Here is a 21,916-nt window from a genome sequence, read left to right as displayed (position 1 = left end):
TCTTTGAAATGTTCAATATGAGTTACATATTTTATTCAATAAAATTTTTCGAATTGAGATCGAATAAAACTATCGTCTGGCAGTGACTTATGGGAATTTTTAAGTAAAACTTTTATCCAAATAAATACCAATTATTATATTAAATTTGGATAATAAACATTTTATTTTGTTTTTTTTAAATCCGATTGAACACATCTTCGCCATTTCAATTGTGCATGAATAAATTTTACTGGTTTCTTTTTTTGATATTTTTTTATGATTCTTCCTATGGACAAAGTGCGGGCAACTTTGTTGGTTATGAGAAATCAGGGGAAAGTCTTATCGTTCAAGGAACCAGCGGAGTCTTAAAAATTCAGGCGATTACATCTGAAATATTCAAAGTTCAATTTTTGAATTCCAAAACAAGTCTAGCTTTCGACAGTTCTTACACTGTCAACTTGAAGTCAAATATAGGCTTCGATAAAATTTCCGAATCCAACAATTCCATTCAGCTTTTATTTCAAAACTGTTCCCTGGAAATAAATAAAATTCCGCTCTCCATCGCCTTGAAATCCGGTAATGAAGTGAAAATTGAGGACGATCAAGGCATTAGATATTCGCAAGATTCCGTTTTTCTTTCCTTCCGCATTAATCCTTCTGAAGTTTTTCACGGTGCGGGCGGACGGCCATTTGGCCCTGATTTAAATAAAAAAGCATTTGAATTTTACAACACCTGGGAACACGCGTATTATGATCAGGCAACGGGTTTGTCCCAAAGTTTTAATGTTCCTTTCATCATTTCCTCTCATAAGTACGGCCTTCTTTTGGATAGCGATCAGCCAGGAATGATGCGGATGTACGTAGGCTCGCTCGATTCCACCAGGCTTAATATCGAGATCCTCAGTGCGGGCCGTTGGGCATATTATCTCATCCATGGTGATAGTAATGATAAAATTTTGGAAAACTACACGTTGCTTACCGGACGACAACCACTTCCTCCACGCTGGGCCCTGGGATATATTCAGTCAAAATTCGGTTACAAAAATCAGAGTGAAGCCACGAATGCGGTAAGTAAATTACAAAATCAGGGATTTCCTCTGGATGCGGTTGGGTTGGATTTATACTGGTATGGCGACGAAACAAAAATGGGAACTATGGATTGGTATGCGCCAACCTGGCCATCGCCGGAGGATATGATGACGAGGTTAAAAGCGAAAGGAGTCAAAACAATTCTGATAACCGACCCTTATATAAGTACGAAATCTGACCAATACCAGAGCGCTGAAACTTTATCACTTTTTGCCAAACGATATGACTCAGGCCAGACTTATACGCAGGATATATGGAACGGAACCGTGGGATTACTTGATATTTTCAAGCCAGAAACACAAACCTGGCTTTGGGAAAAATACAAGAAACTTAGCCTTCAAGGAGTTGGCGGCTGGTGGACTGACAAAATAGAACCGGACTATCACCCTTTTGACGCTTATCATATTCTCGGCAACGCACGTCAGGTACATAATCTTTATTCGCTTTTCTGGTCCGGAAATCTATTTGAGCATTACAAAAAAGATTTTCCCGAAAAACGGCTTTTCAACCTTACCCGCTCGGGATGGACGGGTTCGCAACGATACGGCGTGCTGCCTTGGAGTGGTGATGTCGCACGTTATTGGGCTGGTTTGAAATTACAGATTCCTATTATTGTGCAGGCTGGAATGTCCGGACTCGCTTATATGCATTCGGATATTGGCGGGTTTGCAACAATGTCTGATAAAACGGACAAGGACGAAGAACTGGATTTACGTTGGTTCCAGTTTGGCACTTTTTCACCCATTACCCGAAATCATGGCCAACGTCCAAATCCTGAACCGTTCAATCTGAGCGAGCCGTTTTACAGCATTGTAAAAAATTATCTCAACATACGTTATCAACTGCTGCCGTATACTTATTCTCTTGCCTGGAAAAACAGTATCTCAGGCAGACCGATCTGTATGCCGATGGACTATTTTGAAAACAGGAAAAATCTTGGTGATATCAATGACCAGTATTTTTTTGGCGAAAACATGATCGTTGCTCCGGTACTTCTACATGGGATGCCTTCGCGTAAAGTTGTATTGCCGGGAGGAAAATGGTTCAACTTCTGGACGGATGAAATGTATGAAGGCAATAAAAATATCTTTCCTACACTTACCGTCGAACACATTCCAGTTTATGCCAAGGCCGGAAGTTTTATTCCGCTTTCGTCTTCCAAAAAAAGATCCACTGATTTCTATACTTCAGACAGTTTAACGGTAAAATTCTTTCAGGATATTTCCACTCCTTCTTCAACATTCAGTATGTTTCATGATGATGGCATTGACCCTAACTCGCTGACAAACGGAAAATATGAGTTAGTTGATTTCACCGGCCGAGTTTCGGCTGATAGTATTCAAATAACAACGGTCAGGAAGAAAAGCTTTGAAAAATCGATTGCAAAAAGAAACCTGGTTTTTGAAATTAAAAATTTGACTTCTCCTCCTGTTGCTCTAAAAATCAATGGAAAAGACTATCCCGTTGTGCAATATGCCAACGAATTTACCAGTGCCTCAGCCTATTATAATCTTGCAAATAAAGAACTAAAAATTCGGTATGACTGGGAATGTAAAGATCCGCTAATCATAACCATAACCCGGGACGGACTTGGTATTATCACTGCAACTGAACCACCCAAACCAGCAAACATATTTACTGTTTACCCCAACCCAGGTCTTTCGCGCGACCCTTTATCGGTGAAAATCAAGTTTGTGGAATCCGGCGATTACAGTCTTGAAGTTTTCAATAATACCGGGACAATTGTTGCCGGCAAGCAGCTGGGAAAACAGCAAAATGGAACTGTCGTTAATTTTATGCTGGATGTCAAAAAACTGAAAGGAGCATATATTTTCAAGCTAAGTAATGAGAAAGGCAAAATTCAAACTAAAACAATCGTCATTGAATAGGTCTTTCGTATCTGCAAAGTTTTCGATTTTCCTGATGATGTTATTCACTTTTTTACACGGATGCGTGGAACCGTTCAGTGTCAGGTTTGACACTCCTAAGGAATACATTGTGGTGGATGGCGTAGTAACTGATATGGATGGTCCGCAGTATATCAAACTTGCAAAAACGAATCCTGATGCTGTCAATGAAAGTTCTGAATTCTCGCAAACGATCTGGACAATAGGTGAATCCACTTTTCCGCTGACCAAAGCAAAAGTAAAAATCATCGTAAACAGCACACAAACCTTCAATCTTGCGGAAACAGATCCCGGAGTATATCAACTTCCAGCCGCTTTGAAAGGAAAAGTCGGAGATTCCTATCAGTTGCAGTTTGAAACTGAAACGGGAAACAGTTATGAATCATCCTCAGAAAAAATGCTTCCTGTTGCGCCAGTGAAAACGGCCTACGATGTTTTTAATCCAAAAGGTTTGCCAAATTATTCAGCGTATTACCGCGACTTTACACCAAGTAACGACATCTACGTAAATTTTGATGACCCGGCTGGTGAGCAAAATTTTTATCGCTGGCAATGGACTTTATGGGAAACTCAGAAAACCTGTGCAACCTGCAATCAGGGAAAGTATTATCTGTTCCAATCTGAAAATGGTATTGACGGTGACTGCTTCAAAGACCTAACTTTGAAATACAATAATATTTATGATTACACCTGCGCAGATCTGTGCTGGGATATCTTTTACAGCTCTGAGATTACCATTTTTTCAGATATTTACACCAACGGACAAAGTCAAAAAGACAAATTGGTTGCACAAATACCACTACTCCAGGCGAATCCTTGTCTCGTTAGCTTACAGCAAAACTCCCTGACTCCAAATGCTTACCGGTTCCTAAAACTCATTCAGGATCAGGCGGTAAACTCCGGAACACTTGCAGACACCCCACCTGCGCCAATTCAAGGAAATGTTTTAAATGTTAAGGATAAAAATGAATTGATCATTGGATTTTTTACGGCTTCATCGGTTGCGGAATATAAAACCATGCTCTGGCGAAAAAATATTTTGAACCTGGCCGTGCTGAACCAATTGTTTAAAACGATTAACAATCGCGACCCTATTCTGGAAGAGAGGTCAGCGGAAAGGCCTTATGTTCCTTTGGCGATATGTAAAAACAGCAGATCACGCACGCCATTCCTGCCAAAAGACTGGAAGTGGACTCAGTAACCATTGGTATATGAAGAGATTTTATCTAATATTTTTTTTACTGACAGCTGCATTTTTTTGTAAAGCACAAGGTCTGAAAATTACAGGGACAGTCAAAGACTCTGCTACGCTTGCTCCATTGCCGGGTGCTACAATTGTTGTTGACTACCGTAAAAACCTGTCGACAGACAAAGTTGATGAAAAAGGCAATTTCCTCATTGACCTGCCAACGGGAGAACACGTGATAACGATCCGTCATGTAGGCTACGAAACCGTCAGGACTTTCATCAAAGATGGAGTCCAAAAATTTCATATGGATGTGTTGATGACGACGACTTCCAGCCAGCTTGAAGAAGTAATTGTTACCAGCAAAGGATACGATAACACAATTCGCCAACCGATTTTGGGATCACTTCAAATTAACATCAAAACCCTCGAAAAACTTCCATCTGCATTTGGAGAGTTGGATATTCTGAGAAGTTTACAAATGTTGCCCGGCGTTTCCAGTGTTGGTGAAGCGTCAAATGGTGTCAATATCCGGGGCGGAACAACGGATCAAACATTAATTTTGCTGGATGACACCCCTATTTTCAACCCAACGCATATGTTCGGATTATTTTCTGTCATACCGCCAAATACAGTTAACAGTCTGGATTTATACAAGGGGAATGTCCCGGCACGGTTTGGCGGGCGCGTTGCATCTGTTCTTGACATTTCTACAAAAAACCCGAATCTGGACAAGTTTAAAATGTCGGGAGGAGTTAGTCTGGTTTCAAACCGGTTGTTGCTGGATGTCCCCATTATCAAAGGAAAACTTGGTATTTACGTAGCTGGAAGAGGCGCCTTTAACGATTTTATATTACCTAAACTTGACAAAAGACTAAACAATATTCGCGCTAAATTCGGCGAATTATCTACGAAATCTTTTTACAGAATCAATGATAAAAATACACTCACGTTCATGGGATATTACAGCAATGATTTTTTCAAAACTGATTTACTGACTAATCTGCCAAATGTCGTCGGAACTGATACTTACTATAAGCATATTACAACGAACGGGATGCTTCGCTGGCTTCATGTTATTTCACCAAAACTAAACTTACAAACAACGGCGGTATATGCTCGTTACGCTCCTGAAATTGGGACAAAGGAACAAGCAACCGGGATCGTTGTAAAATTACCCTCTTCTGTTGCCCAGAAACAAATTAAATCCAACCTGAATTATCAACTGACAAATCATAAAATTGAAACGGGTTTGGTGGCGACAAATTATGAAATTAAACCTGGAACTTTGGAGCCGGGGTTGAGTACCAGTGTCAATTATATTTCAACACCAACAGAAAGAGCGAATGAACTGGCCTGGTATCTGGATGATGAAATAAAAATTTCGCCAAAACTCGCGGTCTCATTTGGGCTGCGGTATTCTTTTTTCATGTCAATTGGCAGTTCAACGATCAGAAATTATATTCCGGGACAGCCGAGAGACGATTTTGCGGTTATGGATTCAACGGTTTTTAGAAAAGGTGAAATTTCAAAATCTTACGGTGGATTCGAACCCCGGCTGGGCATCAGTTATGCACTAAACGATCAGATTTCTTTAAAATTCGGCTATAATTTGATGCGTCAATATCTTCAGGTGGTTTCAAATACAGCCACTCCAATTCCTACTTCGAGATGGAAAACGAGCGACACGCATATCAAACCGCAAGTAAGTAACCTGTTTACAGCGGGCATTTACAAAGCCTTTGACGAAAATATTTACGAAGTGACAATGGAAGGATATTATCGTCTGGCAAATAACATTATCGATTACAAACCTGGCGCGGATTTTCTGCTTCAAAAATATCCCGAAACACAACTAATCCAGGGAATAAATAAATCTTACGGGGTGGAATTGATGTTGTCTAAGAAAAAAGGCAATCTGAAAGGTTGGGCGAATTATACTTATGCCAGATCATTAAACAAGACTGATAAAGGTGCCGCACTAATTGAACTTGTTAACCGGGGAGACTGGTATTCAGCTAATTATGACAAGCCCCATACCTTTAATGCTTCCATGGATATTACGGTTGATCGTCATAATTTCTTTGGATTTACGTTCGCTTACAGCACGGGCCGGCCATATAGTGAACCAATCGGCTTCATTAATTATCAGAACAACGTTTATCCGTTCTACGACAAGCGGAATAATAAGCGCATCCCTGACTATCACAGGCTCGATTTTGCATGGAATATCTATAACCCAAGCATGAAAAACAGAAGATGGCAGGGACACTGGACTTTTTCTGTTTACAATTTATACGCCAGAAAAAATGCTTATTCTGTTTTCTTTAAAACGGAAAACACAGTTACCAAAAGTTATCAGCTCAACATTTTCGCCACGCCAATCGTAACTGTTGCCTATAATTTTGTTTTTTGAGCCCTGCTTTTATTTCTTTCTGCTTATCACAACCAGTTTATCGTCATTTCTTGCAGCAACAATGGCGTTCCCGCTTTTCAGCTTGATTTCCCCTAGTTTTCGCACTTGACCTTTTACTTGTAATCCATTCAATGATTTTGCCGTAAAATCACAATTCCCTTTGTTGATTAGCACAGTACCAAAATCTGCGTCATACCGTCCCATCTGGATATTGATATTGTAAAAATTACCCATGATCAGTATGTCAGGTAATTTATCTCCGTTGGCATCGATGATCTGTGCGTCATAATAAGGCGCCCATTGTGCTTTGAATCCTAACGGTTTTGCAGAGAAGTTTCCTTTACCATCATTGACGAAAATCGTATTTTCAAAATAATTAGCTTCTAAAACGTTGGCCTCTTTCAACTTTTCCTTCCCAAGAACATCGTCCATTGATGCTTTGGCAAATTGGGTTGCATAAATATACTTCTTACGAATAAAGGGCATTTGTTTTTCTATTTCCAGCTTTGTCGGAAACAGTGCTTCCTGCGCATTCAGGTAATAAGTCAGTATCGGCTCCTTCCTCCCATTGTTATCAAAATCGTTGATATACATTCTAACCGGCTGCTCCTTAGTGGCTTTCAAACGACTGTTTAATCCAAGATTGCCCGCAAGAATATCCATATCTCCGTCACCGTCAAAGTCATACGGCATCACAAAATTCCACCAGCCTTTCCGCTCGGTGATCATTTTTTTTGCGAAGGTTTTGCCTTTATTTTCCAACATGCAAATCCCATCCCATTCCAGAGCAAGCAACAAATCCTGATCGCCATCCTTGTCGACATCTGAAATCTTTGCATTTTTCACATATCCTATGGAAGACAATTCTTTTGCATACTGATCTGTAACGTCAGAAAACTTACCTGCCCCATCATTTTTCAATAAGTAAGATTTCGGAATCTCGCCATAATTCAGCGGCACAGCTCTTCCGCCGATAAATAAATCCGGGAGGCCATCGCCTGTAAAATCAAAGGGAACGATGCAGGATGCAGTCACAAAAACATTAGTAAAAGCATCCGTTTTGACAGTCAGATTTCCTTTGCCATCGTTTAAATAAACTCTCGGCAATTGATATTCCGAATTATTTGAATACTCATTTCCACCAGTAGCCACGACCAGATCCAAATGTCCATCCTTATTGATATCCACCCATTGCGCATCCACCTCCTCATAGGTACTGTCACGAAGCAAAGCTGGCTGCATCGATTCCTTGAACAAGCCACTTGCCGACTGAATAAATAAATGGTTCTTAAATTTCTTGGACGATCCTACAAAAATATCATCCAGTCCATCATGATTTATGTCCGCTATTGCCAAAGCCGGACCATCCGCGGATACTTCAAATGGTATTAGAGAATTACGGTCAAATTCGATAAAATTATTTTCCTCATGTCGAACGTCTAATCCCAATTTCGCAGCAATATCTTCGTAACTATAATCCTTACTAGCTCTGGCAACCTTAAATTTTTCATAATCAAATACCGGAAGATCCTTACGAAAAGTTAGTTGCAAGGAATCTTTAAGAGCCATTTTCCCCAAAACCTGATACTTGTTATCCGGCCAAATCACCAGCATTGAGTCAACATCGTTATTTTTCCCCAAGCCAATGTTAAGAGGAACTTCCATGCTGGACTGAAAGCCGCGAACCGGAAATTTTTCATAACTCTCCACTTTATCCTTTTTAAATACAAGGCATTTTGCTCCGATCGCATTCAAATTTCCCTGTGCACCTTTTAAATATAACCTGGTAAACTTGTTCTTAACAGGTTTTTTATCTGTCAGATTTTCGTAAACAAATACCTTTTCATTGATATTATTCGTGATAATATCCAGATCGCCGTCATTGTCAAGATCTGCATAAACTGCACCGTTGGAATACGAGACTTTATCATTTTTCACCAAGCCTTCAATATCCTTGAAAGCCAGATTATCCTGATTGGAAAAAAACTTGTTAAGCAGTTTTATTTCAGGCAGTTTATCCGCCAACCTTGGATCATTATCATCAATCTTTTTATTCTTGATACCTTCCTGAACCACATTATCAGATACAAATTTGATATAATCCGTATCATTCATCCGCTTAGGGATTCCGTTGGAAATAAAAAGATCCTTCAATCCGTCATTATCAAAATCAGTAAACAGCGGTGACCATGACCAGTCCGTAGCATGAATTCCGGAATAGAGCCCGATTTCGCTGAAAGTGCCATTTCCATTATTGAACTGTAAATTATTACGGGCAAATTGGTAATTATAACCCTGCCGGATTTTGTACTTAAAAATGCTGTACATATCCTCGCCTTCCGACTTCTTTAATATCTCATAATTCGAGGGAAGCATGTCGAGCGACACGATTTCGGGTAAGGCATCGCCATTTAAATCCCCAATATCAACGCCCATCGAAAACTGGCTCGTGTGCATGATAGAAGTTTCCATTTCATCTTTAAAACTTCCGTCTTTCTGATTGATATAGAGATAATCATTTTCATGAAAATCGTTACCGACATACATATCCGGATAACCATCAAAGTTGATGTCACCAATGCCTAGTCCAAGCCCGTAGCCTAAAACCGAACTGTTTATACCAGCCTGTTTTGAAACTTCTACAAATTTCCCGTTTTCATTTTTGAAAAGTTTGTCTCCTGCAAGTGGATGATAAGTCCCGTCAAAAAGTGCGCGACGGCCAAATGTTCCATTTTGATGAACCGAATGGCTCAATTGAAACATATCCAGATCGCCGTCCAGATCGTAATCAAAAAACGCAGCCTGCGTACCGAAAACGACAAGATCCAAGCCATATTCTTTTGACTTTTCTTCGTAAACCGGAATTCCTTCCTTCGTTATTTCCTTACAAATGAACAGCAGATTATGTCCTTTAACACCTTCAAAATCCCCAACCTGGCTGATATAAATATCCAGCATACCATCCTGGTTCACATCAACAATGGAAACACCATTGGACCACCCCTTACCGCCTTTGAAATTTGCCTTTTCCGTGATGTCATCAAATTTCATCCCTGACCGGTTCAGGAAAATTTTATTAGATTCCTGATTTGCAGTGAAGCATAAATCAATTAATCCGTCATTATTCAGATCTCCTGCACCTACACCTCCACCATTATAGAAGTACATATAGTTGAAGATATTGAAGTCTTTTGTAGATTTTAGCGTATTAGAAAAATCGATTCCTGTTTTTTCAGAGGTTAATAATTCAAAAGAAAAATCCTGATCGCCTTTCTTTTCAGAACAGGAAAATACACTCGCCACAAGACCCACTACCCAAAGCTTAAAAAGCACTTTTTTCATAAAACTCAGAGACTATCCATTATTAACCCGAAACAAAACAGGTTTTGAATTATTAACAAGGTTAATTAAGTAAGGTTTTCCCCCAATCGTGATCGATGTGATTTGTTTCAGCTCGCCGTCGATAGCATAACCGCTTTGCTTACTAAGCAATACATCAAATTTCATGTTACCTTTATTGATCAGAATATTTCCACGGCATGCATCCAGTGCACCTAATTGTGGAATAAAATGTGAGAAATTACCTCCAACGATCAAATCGAGCTTACCGTCTTTATTTATATCCTGACTTTCAATCGCATTCAGACAGGAAAACTGCATAATATCCGGTAAAGGAGTAAGTGTAAAATGCCCTCTGCCATCATTTACGGCGATTGCAGATTTTAAATAATTGACAGATCTTTCGTAAGTCGAACGCATAAGATCAGCTGGGAATAATTCCTGAATCGAGTTATTGGCGTACTCGGAATGTTTAATATTTTGCTTTTTCAGAAACGGAAATTGTGTTGTCAAATCACGTTTAAGTAAAACCGGCATATCTCGGTCGTTGACCGTTTTGGTCATTACCTTATCAATATTTCCGTTTTTATTAAAGTCATTGATCCAGATTTTAATCGGAGCTTTTTCAGATGCTTTCAGGCTAAAATTCTCTCCTATATTCCCCATTACAAGATCCATATCGCCGTCATTGTCTATATCAGCAACTTTGAGACTTCCCCAGAAACCACTGTATTGTTCCAGTCCAGAGCTTAATTTCTGAAATTTTCCATTTTTAAATTCAAAAATAGAAGGTGCCATCCAGTCTCCAACAACGATCAATTCCTTCTTTTTATCACCATTCACGTCAGACCAGAAGGCGTCACGCACCATACCTATTTTAGCAAGATCCGGCGCGATTGATTTCCCTACTTCTTTAAAAATTCCCTTTCCGTCATTCTGATATAAATAACTCGTCGGCGTGATTCCATATTCACGGGGCACACTTCTGCTTCCAACGAATATGTCGAGATCGGCGTCATTGTCATAATCATAGGTCACAATTACGGCCGTATTCATTCCATTCGGCGGAAGCGCTCTCGTGTTAATTGAGAAGTTACCTTTTCCGTCATTCAGATATAATCTCGTTGGCAATTCCTGTGTGCGCGGTGCCGATTCATTTCCTCCGCTTCCTACAATTAAATCCAGATCTCCATCCTGATCACAATCAAAAACTGATACGGCTGTATCTTCAAAACCCGCAAGGTCATGGAAAACTTTTTGATCTGACTTTTTGAAGGTAGTACCCGATTGTAAATAGAGCTGGCCACCCTGCCCTTTTGCACCGCAAATATAAATATCCTCTTTCCCATCTCCGTTCACATCCCCGATCGCAGCCTTCGGGCCCTCCTGAGAAAGCATCATCGGAATATTCCGCTCATTAAAAAAATCGTCATACCGGTCTTCAACATGTGCATCAAAAACAACCGGAGCTGCCGAAACCAATGGATCAACTTTGCTGGCGGTTGGAGCAAAAATTCTGTTACCAGCATCTTTAATTGAAAAATGATGGATAGTATCCGGTTCAGGATTTAGTTTCACAGTAACCCTTCTGTCTGGCCAAACAATTCTGATCGAATCTATTTTTTTATTTTGACCAAGACCAATCGTTATAGGATATTCAGTACTGGATTGAAATCCGCGTGCAGGATTTAACTGCTTACTGATAATTTCTTTACCTGCAAATACCTCTGCTTTGGCACCTATGGCAAAAGTATTTTTCCCATCGCCAGTCAGTTTAAGTCTGACAAAGTGATTTTTCTGTTTTTGAGCTTCTGATTTGTTTTTGTAAACGAAACAAGGCTGATTGACATTGTTCACAATAAGATCCAGATCGCCGTCGTTATCCAGATCGGCATAAGCCGCACCATTTGAAAAAGACTTCTGATCAAGACCAAATTCTTGTCCTTTTTCGGGAAATTTATAATCTCCTTCGTTATGGAAAAAATTGTTTGAGATTGGTGAAGACGGCATTTTGTCAATAATCTTCTGCATACTTTCCTTTTCGCCTGACATTACCATTTTTTGCACCACTTCATTGGCGAAAAAATCGATAAAGTCCTGATCCAGAATATCGTGGTAAATTCCGTTGCAAACGTAAATATCAGTTTTCGAATCATTATCTGCATCGAACATCAGCGCCCCCCAACTCCAGTCGCTCGCAGCTACGCCGGCATAGTTTGAAATTTCACTGAATGTCCCGTCCTGGTTATTGAATTGCAGGCTATTCTGCATGTACTGATTATAAAACCCCTTCTCCTTTTTCAGATTAAAGAGATAGTGATTCTCAAAAGATGTGGTTGTTTTCAGGCGATATTCATCACGGGGAAGCATATCTGTTACAAATAATTCCGGATAACCGTCATTATTAATATCACCCATATCGGCACCCATCGAAGCGAGGCTGGTATGCTCTACGCGTTTTTCCAGTTCCTCAGAAAAAGTGCCGTTTTTGTTATTGATGTAGAGATAATCCTTTTCATAAAAATCATTGCAGATGTAAAGATCCGGGTATTGATCTCCGTTTAGGTCACCAACGGTAACTCCTAAACCAAAACCAATCAAACTTCCATAAATTCCCGCTTCTTCGCTTACATCGACAAACTTTCCATTATCATTTCTCAACAACTTATCGCCACCGCCTTTTTTTAGAAAATCCTTTACCGGCCAGTCTTTGGCTCTTAATTCACGGTTGTTGGCGTAATTGAGCGTATTTACCGGAATAAAACTATTATTCAGAATAAAAGCGTCCAGATCTCCATCCAGGTCGTAGTCAAAAAATGCGGCATGGGTTGTATATCCGTCTTCATTTAAGCCATATTTTGCGGCAGATTCTGTAAAAGTCAAATCTCCGTTGTTTATGTATAAAGCATTTTCTTGGCTCACACCTTTTTGGTATCCTGCATTACATACATAAATATCCAGCAGTCCGTCACTGTTAATATCAACCATAACAACGCCGGTGCTCCACTTCATCGATTCAGCGACACCGGCTTTTGCTGTAATATCTTCAAACTTGAAATTGCCATTGTTTAAGTACAATTTATTGTCACCCATGTTAGCAGTGAAATAAATATCCGGCAATCCGTCATTATTGATATCACCCACAGCGACTCCGCCTCCATTGTAGAAATTGCGATAGGTGAAAATGTTAAAATCTTCTTGATTTATAACTTTGTTTTCGAAATCGACACCGGACTCTGAAGCGTCTACAAGTTCAAATAAATGATCTTTATTTTGACTTTTTTTGCAAGAGAAAACTAAAAATACTGCAATCAGAAAAGCTCCAAAATTTACAAGTTTGGAAATGTTGTTCATAGTTAATTCGGCGACTTTATAGCACTAAATAATTCTTCTTCGGTTATGTTCAAAAGATTAAAAGCCGGTTTTTTGTAGACCACTGTGCCATCAAAGTTTTTAAATTCAGTTGGCTGCTCAAAATCACTATATTTACCGACCTTTCCCTGAATTTTTATAACGATTTTATCCTTCGAAAATTCCTGTAATGTGACTGTTCCTTCCGATAATATCATTCCCTCACCTACCATTTTTTCTCTGTCGGTAAGTTTTCCCATTTTAACGCCGGCATTTACCTGATCATTTGAGAATACATCCTTTTTTGAGGGAATTGACAGATACCAGTCATCTCCTCCATAACTAACAATACTTCTTCCGTCAAATTGGTCAATTAACGTAATGCTGAGAAGTTTGTCTGAGACGCTAACCTCACCTTTGAATATACTTTCCGGGGGATAGAATTCTTTTCCGTCAATCTTATAGATTGCTTTTGCCTGGTTTTCTCCCAGTTGCCCATACATCTTGTCGTCGTCGGATGAAGTGCAGGAACTAATAAATATGGTTATGAAAAAAAATAGATAAAAAGTCGGCTTCAAATAATTCATAAATGTTCAAGTCAGTTAAAAACAAAAATGCTCGAAATCATCGAGCATTTTTGCAAAAAGAAAAAATGTTTTTTTAATATCCCGGATTCTGGACAAGATTTGCATTTGAAACCAAAGCAGCAGAAGGAATAGGATATAGCGTCGTGTAAGCATCAGTTACAGAAGTACCTTCACCGGTTGTAAATTTACCGAAACGAACTTCCGTAGTTCTTTTGCCACCCTCCCAGTATAATTCTCTACCAATTTCGTCAAACAAATTTTGTTCGGTCAACGAGCCGAGTGCAGTTGCACCACGCGTAGTTCTTAATGTATTAATCTGAGTAAGGGCGTCAGCAGCACTTCCGCCTCTGAATTGTGCTTCCGCCTTCATCAGGTAAGCTTCGGCATAACGCATCAGTATGTATTTCCCGGAATTAGCAGGGTGATACTTGATCACACGAATACCTTTTTCTGGTGATGCACCTGCCAAAGGCACATCTCTTGTAAAGGATAGTGGCTTTTGATTACGAACATCAATCACAGGGGCACCTTTATCATCATACTGCAGACCGATCAAAAATCCTAAACCAATACCCGAATACTCAGTCCCATCTTTTTTAGCAGGTGAACCAATTCTTTTGTCCTGAGTTTCGAAAGTATCGTAGAAGTCAGCCAAGGTTGAGAAGCCGTTCCATCCCGAAGGATTCTGACCATAATGCAATGTCATCATCCAACGGTTTTGAGCAGTTCCTTCCATTACAAGTAATATAGGCTCTGTTTTCGCAGCCGAAGAGAATGTTGAGAAATAGTCTTTTTCAAGCGCATATCCATCAGCCGTTATAGCATCGACATAAGTAACGACCTTATCCATATCAGCTTTATCAAAGGTATAAGGACCACCAGGAGTTGTACCTTTATAGATTGATTTGTTCAGATACAGCTTAGCCAAAAGAAAATTAGCAGCGGCTTTCGTTGCAGTACCATTGGTTGCAGAAGGTCCGGATTTAACCAAATTAGGTAAAGCTTCTTCAAGATCTTTTACGATATAATCGAAAGCTTCCGAGCGCGACAACACCCGTGGCAGGTCATTGACACCCTGCGTTACTTCACGAACCGGTACAACACCCCAATAATCCATTACCCAATACATGTTATAAGCTCTTAAAAACTGAGCCTCTGCTTTTTGTACCGGTGTCGGATTTGAAGCAATAATTTCTGTCGCCTTGTATGCTCTTTGGTTCAAAGCATTCCAGGCACTTAGAATATACGAGTGTGAAGCATCCCAGGTATGAGCGTCAAGCGTACGCCAAACTCCATTGTCACCCCAGTCAACTCCGCGTGTTGGAGGAATCATTTCTGCGGTGGTATGCTCTCCCAAGGCATAGATACCCGCCTGATCTGAATAAGTTGATAAATCTTTGTAAGCAGAAGCCAAAGCCTCCGGAACATTAACGGGTGCAAATCCCCCCTCAACCACCTCATTTACTACGGAATCCTTTTCCTCATTGATTAGGTCGGTACAGGAAGTTAGGGTTGCAAGACTGGCACTCAGAACCAGTAATTTATAGATATGACTTGTTTTCATTATCGTAGGTTATTAATATTAGAATGAGAAATTTGCGCCAATAGTCCAGGTTCTTGAACGTGGATACGCCGTGTAATCTATTCCAAACGATGGAATATCATTCAATGATTTGTTAGTACTAACTTCCGGATCTTGTCCGCTGTATTTGGTTATTGTAAATAAGTTCTGTCCTGATACAAATATCCTGGCATTAGATAACACTTTGCTGCTCTTCAATGGAATACGGTATCCAAGAGAAAAGTTCTGCATTCTAATGAAATTACCTTTTTCCAGGAAGCGGGTTGATACGTCCGGAGCATTAAGTCCACCCTCACCATTTCCGATTACGTCTTTCGTAACATTACGACCGTTAGCAAAAGAACCTTGTGTAAAGAATGCATTCGCTGTATTCGAATACAAATAATTTCCAAAAACACCGTTGAAGAAGATACTCATATCAAAATTACCATATTTCAAGTTGTTCGTCAAACCGGCGTTAACCTTTGGAAGTGGGCTTTTTCCTCCAAGGAATTGCTGAAAATCGCCATTTGGATAGATCGAGTTCCCGTTGTCGTCAAAACCACCAAACTCACGAAGGAAATAAGCGAACAAAGGCTGTCCTTCGGCAAGACGTTGTGCAAACGCACCTGAAAGTCCCTGACCATTGATTTCACCTGTATCATACGTTCCAACAAGATTTTTAACAAGGTTTTTGTTGTAAGATGCATTTACCAAAACTTCCCATGAAAATTTAGTTCCTTCCACAACGATACCATTTAACGCCAGTTCAATTCCTCTGTTTTGGATATCAGTGTCAAGATTGGTATACACAAATGGGTTAGGAGCTGGCTGTGCAGCTACAACTTTGAATAACAGATCTTTTGTACTTTTATTGTATGCATCGATGCTACCTGAAAGTCTTCCCTTCAATATAGAAAAGTCAATCCCAAGGTTCAATGCAGCGGTAGATTCCCATTTCAAATCAGGGTTGTTAAAGGCAACTGCGTTCAAACCTCCACCAGTGATACCATCACCATTCTGATTAATTACGTAGTCACTATAACGATCTCTTCTATCGTATACGTTGTGAGGAATTGCCTGATTACCAGTTACACCATAACCTACTCTCAAGGAAAGATCCGTAAATACTGTTTTAGGAATAAATTTTTCTTCGACAAGTTTCCATTTGAACGCTCCTGATGGGAAATATCCGTACTTGTTGTTTCCCCCGAATTTAGACGAACCATCTACACGCAAAGTTCCTGTAAAAAGATATTTATTACCAAAGCCAAGATTCACACGACCAAAATATGACTGAAGCTCATCTTTTACATAACTTGAATTCTGAACTACAGAACCAACGCTGCTCAAAGCAGTCCCATCTTTAATTTCAACCGTTCCGGCAATCCCTAGGTTGTTAATCATCAAGTCCAGGTTTGTTGTTCTGAAATTAGCCGCTGAAACATTTTTGCTGCCGTTTTCAAAACTTTGGTAAGAGTAACCCAGCAAAGCGTTAAGTGTTACCTTACCGAATTCTTTGTCATAAGTAAAGTAATTTTCCCAAAGCTGGTTATTTGCTTCAACATCTCTGATGTAAACCCGTCCGATCTCTGTAATTCCGGTAACTAACAAGTCACTACCATAAGCTTGCTTTCTTGAAGACATTGATTTGTCAAAACCAAGCACTGTTTTGAACTTCAAACCTTCAAGCAGCTCCATTTCAGCGTTGATATTTCCAAGAGCACGAAGTGTACTGTTTTTATCTCTTGACAATTTTACAAATGCCATCGGGTTTGGCTCAGTTGTTGTAACCTGATTGAAACCTCCTCCTGCATTATATACAGATCTTGTCGGGTTTGCTTTTAGAATACTACCTAACAAATCTCCTTCAAAACCAATATTTTCAGAGATTGGAACACCTGTGTCAAGCGTGTTTGCAAAATTCAGGTTACTCCCAATTGTAAGCTTATTATTGATAAACTTTTTTGTACCACTGAAACCTACACTGTATCTCTTCACATTCGAAGTTTGAACGATACCGTCCTGACTCAAATAACCAAGAGAAAAACGGTAGTTTCCAGTATTGTCTCCACCACCATAAGAAAGGTTGTGCTGATGCGTCATCGCCGTTCTGAACAACTCTTTTTGCCAGTCTGTTTCAGATCCCTGATCTTGTCCACCTGCCGCTATATATTCCTGAGCGTTCAGAAGATCATATCTCTTTGTAATGTTACTAACACCAAGAGAATATCCATAATCCAAAGATCCTTTACCTTTACCTCTTTTTGTAGTAATCAAAACAACCCCGTTAGCACCACGAGAACCGTAAATTGCCGTTGCCGATGCATCTTTCAGGATATCGATACTTGCAATATCGTCAGGGTTAAGAAAGTTAAGCGGGTTTTTAGCAGGCTGACGACCAACACCCTGGTTGTCACCACCACTTGAAGTATTATCACCACTTAGGGGAACACCATCAATTACAAATAATGGGTTATTTCCACCAAGAACAGAGGATGTACCACGAATACGAACGTTAATACCACCACCCGGCTCACCGCTGGATTGTGTAATCTGAACACCTGCAACTCTTCCTTGCATCAATTGCTCCGGAGAAGTTACAATACCTTTCTGGAAATCTTTTGATCCCAAAGCTGATACCGCACCAGTTGCATCCTTTTTCTTTACAGTTCCGTAACCAACAACGACAACTTCTTCCAAAGCTCTTACATCCTCGGAAAGTGTAACACTAAGTGTTGATTTATTACCAACAGGAACATCTTGTGACTCAAAACCTATGGAACTAAATGTAAGCGTTGCGTTAGGAGCAACACTGATTTGAAAATTACCGTCAACATCCGTGTTAGTACCCGTCGTGCTACCTTTAATAGTAATCGCAACTCCTGGAAGACCGGATCCTTTCGAATCTAAAACCTTTCCCGAAACGGCATTTTGGGCATAGCCCGTCAGAGTAATTATTGCAAACGCAAGTGTTAATAAAACTGACCCCAGTCTTTGGCTGTTGAGGGACGTGCCGCCCCAAGGGGATCTCGCTGCCTTAAATTGACCAGACATAAGTCGATTAGAATTGGAGAATTTCATCATAGATTGGTTAATTAATTTTTGTCATCCTTGTACTTTTTGTCTGCGTAATCAACTTATCAAAAACAACTCAAAACAAGGCTTTCAGACCTTTTAGGAATAATTTAAAGATCAAATTGGAATATTAGACAAATAGTTATCGAAATTAATATATTAAGTTGAAATATCACAACTGCAAGTGACAAAGAATTATTCAATTATTATTGCTTATTGTTCAATTTGTCACTTTAATTCAAATAGAGGCACTTTTTAGCTAAATCACGACATCAAATTTTTAGCAAAAAATTATGTTATTTTTTCTAAGATTATTAATAGTAAACTATAAGTTACATTTTTGAATCATAGGTATAATTGGAGTATCTCATTGAACCTTTCTATAAAAATTTCATGATTTGATCATCGGTTGTGCGTAACTTTGGAGCAGTTTCCTTTCTGTACTTTTTTTGTTTATGACACCGCAGTCCTCCGTTTCGAATACAGATTTACAACAACTGGCTCGTCAGCTTACAGGTGATTTTTACGATGACAATACCATGCGTACTTTATACGCTACTGATGCATCGGCTTACCGTGAAATGCCGCTGGCGGTTGCGATACCCAAAACATTAGAAGATATAAAAACGCTGCTTGCTTTTGCGAACAGTAAAAAGATCTCTCTGGTACCACGCACAGCCGGAACTTCACTTGCGGGACAGGTGGTTGGCAGCGGGATCATCGTTGATACTTCGAAACATTTTACAAAAATTCTCGAAATTAATCCGGAGGAACGTTATGTCAGAGTGGAGCCGGGCGTCATTCGTGACGAACTGAATATGGCGTTGAAACCTTATGGGCTATATTTTGGTCCGGAGACATCTACGGCCAACCGTGCCATGATCGGCGGAATGGTAGGAAATAATTCCTGCGGTTCAAACTCGGTTGTTTATGGAAGTACGAGAGAGCATTTACTTGAAGTGAAAGCGATTTTAGCTGATGGAAGCGATGTGACTTTTGGAACGGAAACGTTGGAAACATTTAAAAGTAAGGTGCCGGCTTCCGCCAATTCACTCGCTGATAAAATTTATGCTAAAACTTTCGAAATTCTTTCGAACCCTGCAAACCAGAATGAGATTAGAAAAGAATTTCCGAAGCGTAGCGTAGAAAGACGTAACACTGGTTATGCGCTGGATATGCTTTTGGAGACGGAGCCTTTCACACCAACGGAAGAAAATCAGGAAGTTGTACCTTTTAATATGTGTAAGCTGATCGCCGGCTCAGAAGGGACGCTTTGCTTTTTGACAGAAATCAAGCTGAATATTATTCCGCTTCCTCCGACCACGCAGGGATTATTGTGCGCACATTTCACATCCATTGACGAAGCTTTACGAGCGACAATCTTAGCGTTGAAATACAAACCGCAAGCTGTCGAATTAATCGATAACTACGTTCTGGAATGCGCCGCTACGAATAAAGAACAAAAAGCCAACGCGTTTTTTGTTCAAAATACGGCTTCGGGCGAATATCCGGCTATTCTGGTCGTAGATCTTTCGAGAGAAACAAAGGAAGAAGTCGAGGCATTGGCCCAGGCATTGGAAGCTGACTTTATCCAGGCGGGAATGGGTTACCATTATCCGTTGCTTTTTGGCGATGATACTAAGAAAATATGGACGCTGAGGAAAGCCGGACTGGGATTATTAAGTAATCTTCCTGGTGATGAAAAAGCGGTTGCAGTAATTGAAGATACTGCGGTCGACGTTTACGATCAGCCACAATATATTATTGAATTTAATGATATCCTGAAAAAACACGGGATGTCTGCCGTGCATTATGCACACGCCGGTTCGGGAGAACTGCACCTTCGCCCGATCATTAATTTAAAAACGAAAGAAGGTCACGAACAATTCAGAACCATTGCAGAGGAAATTGCCACGCTTGTAAAGAAATTTCAGGGATCGCTTTCCGGAGAACATGGTGACGGGCGTTTGCGCGGAGAATTTATTCCGCAAATGGTCGGACAGCATAATTATGAATTGTTCAAAGAACTGAAAAATACCTGGGATCCTAACAATATCTTAAATCCTGGAAAAATTGTGGATACGCCTCCGATGGATACTTTCCTTCGTTATGAAGCAGATCATAAGACACCAGACTTTAAGACTTATTTCCGGTATCAGGATCAAACCGTTTTGCAGCATGCGGAACAATGTAACGGGTCAGGCGATTGTCGTAAAACGGAAATGAGCGGCGGTACGATGTGTCCGAGTTTCATGGCAACAAGAAATGAAAAGGATACAACGCGTGCCCGCGCCAATATCCTGCGGGAAATGTTGACCACTTCACCAAAAGAAAATCGTTTTGACAATAAAGAAATAAAGGAAGTTTACGACTTATGTCTTGCTTGCAAAGGTTGCAAGGGCGAATGTCCTTCCAATGTGGATGTGGCCAAACTTAAAATGGAGTTTTTGCAGCACTATCACGACGAGCACGGTGTTCCGGTGCGTTCATGGCTGGTTGGGAATTTTTCAAAACTAAATAGATTGGCCAGTTATGTTCCCTGGGCATATAATCTGGTCTTCAAAAATGCGCCGCTTCGTAAAATCGCAAATAATATAGTAGGCTTTCATCCGGAACGGACGATGCCACTTTTACATGATACGACTTTAATTTCCTGGTATAAAAAACGCAAGAAATCGGGCTTCACTTCTGAGAAAAAAGTATATCTTTTCTGTGATGAATTTACCAATTACAATGACGTTGAGATTGGTAAAAAAGCAATTCAGGTTCTGGAAAAATTAGGATATGAAGTAATTATTCCAAAACACGGCCCATCGGGACGTCCGCAGTTATCAAAAGGATTATTGAAAGACGCGAAGAAAATAGCGGAAGAAAATATCAGACTTTTGAAGGACGTTATTTCTTATGATACACCATTAATCGGTTTGGAACCGTCCGCAATCCTGACTTTTCGTGATGAATATCCGGATCTGGTTGGTGAAGATTTGATAGAGGATGCGAAAAAACTGGCAATGAATGCGTTGCAGTTTGATGAATTCATTTCACGCGAAATTGAATTAAAACACATTTCAAAGAATTCGTTCAGCAAAGAAAAACGGCTGATCAAACTTCACGGACACTGCCAGCAAAAAGCAATTTCCAGCATGGTGCCCACCAAAAGAATGTTATCGTTACCAGAAAATTATACCGTTCAATTAATTCCTTCGGGATGCTGCGGTATGGCCGGTTCTTTTGGTTACGAGAAAGAACATTATGATATCTCGATGCAAATCGGTGAGTTGGTACTTTTCCCGACGGTTCGTAAACAGGCTGATGACGTGATTATTGCTGCGCCGGGCACAAGTTGCCGGCACCAGATACACGATGGAACAGGTCGCAAAGCACTGCATCCGGCGGAAATATTATTTGAAGCTTTGGTATAAA

The 21,916-nt window shown here is 40.1% G+C and carries 9 protein-coding genes; 4 read left to right on the top strand and 5 right to left on the bottom strand.

Annotation, left to right across the window (positions count from 1 at the left end):
- The first annotated feature begins 215 nt into the window (after positions 1 to 215).
- The 3 genes from L0657_RS10770 to L0657_RS10760 are packed head-to-tail and all read left to right on the top strand — an operon-like array spanning position 216 to position 6,577.
- Entirely contained in the window at positions 216 to 2,957 is a 2,742-nt protein-coding gene (locus L0657_RS10770) for a TIM-barrel domain-containing protein (protein WP_235150649.1), read from the top strand.
- A complete protein-coding gene (locus L0657_RS10765) occupies positions 2,950 to 4,176 on the top strand; it encodes a DUF4249 domain-containing protein (protein WP_235150645.1) in 1,227 nt (408 codons plus the stop codon). The genes L0657_RS10770 and L0657_RS10765 overlap by 8 nt, the downstream gene beginning before the upstream one ends.
- 10 nt (positions 4,177 to 4,186) lie before the next feature.
- Positions 4,187 to 6,577 carry a TonB-dependent receptor gene (locus L0657_RS10760; RefSeq protein ID WP_235150643.1) on the top strand — a complete coding sequence of 797 codons (2,391 nt, stop codon included), beginning with the start codon at positions 4,187 to 4,189 and terminating at the stop codon, positions 6,575 to 6,577.
- A 9-nt stretch (positions 6,578 to 6,586) separates the two neighbouring features.
- On the opposite strand, the gene L0657_RS10755 is transcribed toward L0657_RS10760, so the two are convergent.
- The 5 genes from L0657_RS10755 to L0657_RS10735 form a co-directional block, all read right to left on the bottom strand.
- On the bottom strand, positions 6,587 to 9,919 hold the full coding sequence (locus tag L0657_RS10755) for a VCBS repeat-containing protein (protein ID WP_235150634.1): 3,333 nt from the start codon (positions 9,917 to 9,919) through the stop codon (positions 6,587 to 6,589).
- Positions 9,920 to 9,931: 12 nt separating this feature from the next.
- On the bottom strand, positions 9,932 to 13,270 hold the full coding sequence (locus tag L0657_RS10750) for a VCBS repeat-containing protein (protein ID WP_235150632.1): 3,339 nt from the start codon (positions 13,268 to 13,270) through the stop codon (positions 9,932 to 9,934).
- Between the two features lie 2 nt (positions 13,271 to 13,272).
- A complete protein-coding gene (locus L0657_RS10745; RefSeq protein WP_235150630.1) occupies positions 13,273 to 13,854 on the bottom strand; it encodes a hypothetical protein in 582 nt (193 codons plus the stop codon).
- A 73-nt stretch (positions 13,855 to 13,927) separates the two neighbouring features.
- Positions 13,928 to 15,418 (bottom strand): RagB/SusD family nutrient uptake outer membrane protein, encoded by a 1,491-nt coding sequence (locus L0657_RS10740; protein ID WP_235150628.1) that lies wholly within the window; start codon positions 15,416 to 15,418, stop codon positions 13,928 to 13,930.
- Between the two features lie 18 nt (positions 15,419 to 15,436).
- Entirely contained in the window at positions 15,437 to 18,502 is a 3,066-nt protein-coding gene (locus L0657_RS10735; RefSeq protein ID WP_235150623.1) for a TonB-dependent receptor, read from the bottom strand.
- A gap of 446 nt (positions 18,503 to 18,948) precedes the next feature.
- On the opposite strand from L0657_RS10735, the gene L0657_RS10730 reads away from it, so the two are divergent.
- Positions 18,949 to 21,915 (top strand): FAD-binding and (Fe-S)-binding domain-containing protein, encoded by a 2,967-nt coding sequence (locus L0657_RS10730; RefSeq protein ID WP_235150621.1) that lies wholly within the window; start codon positions 18,949 to 18,951, stop codon positions 21,913 to 21,915.
- Position 21,916 lies beyond the last annotated feature (1 nt).

It is taken from the genome of Dyadobacter sp. CY345 (genome assembly GCF_021502725.1).
Lineage (GTDB): Bacteria > Bacteroidota > Bacteroidia > Cytophagales > Spirosomataceae > Dyadobacter.
Note: the sequence above shows the minus strand (reverse complement) of the source record. Positions and strands in the feature narration are given on the sequence as shown.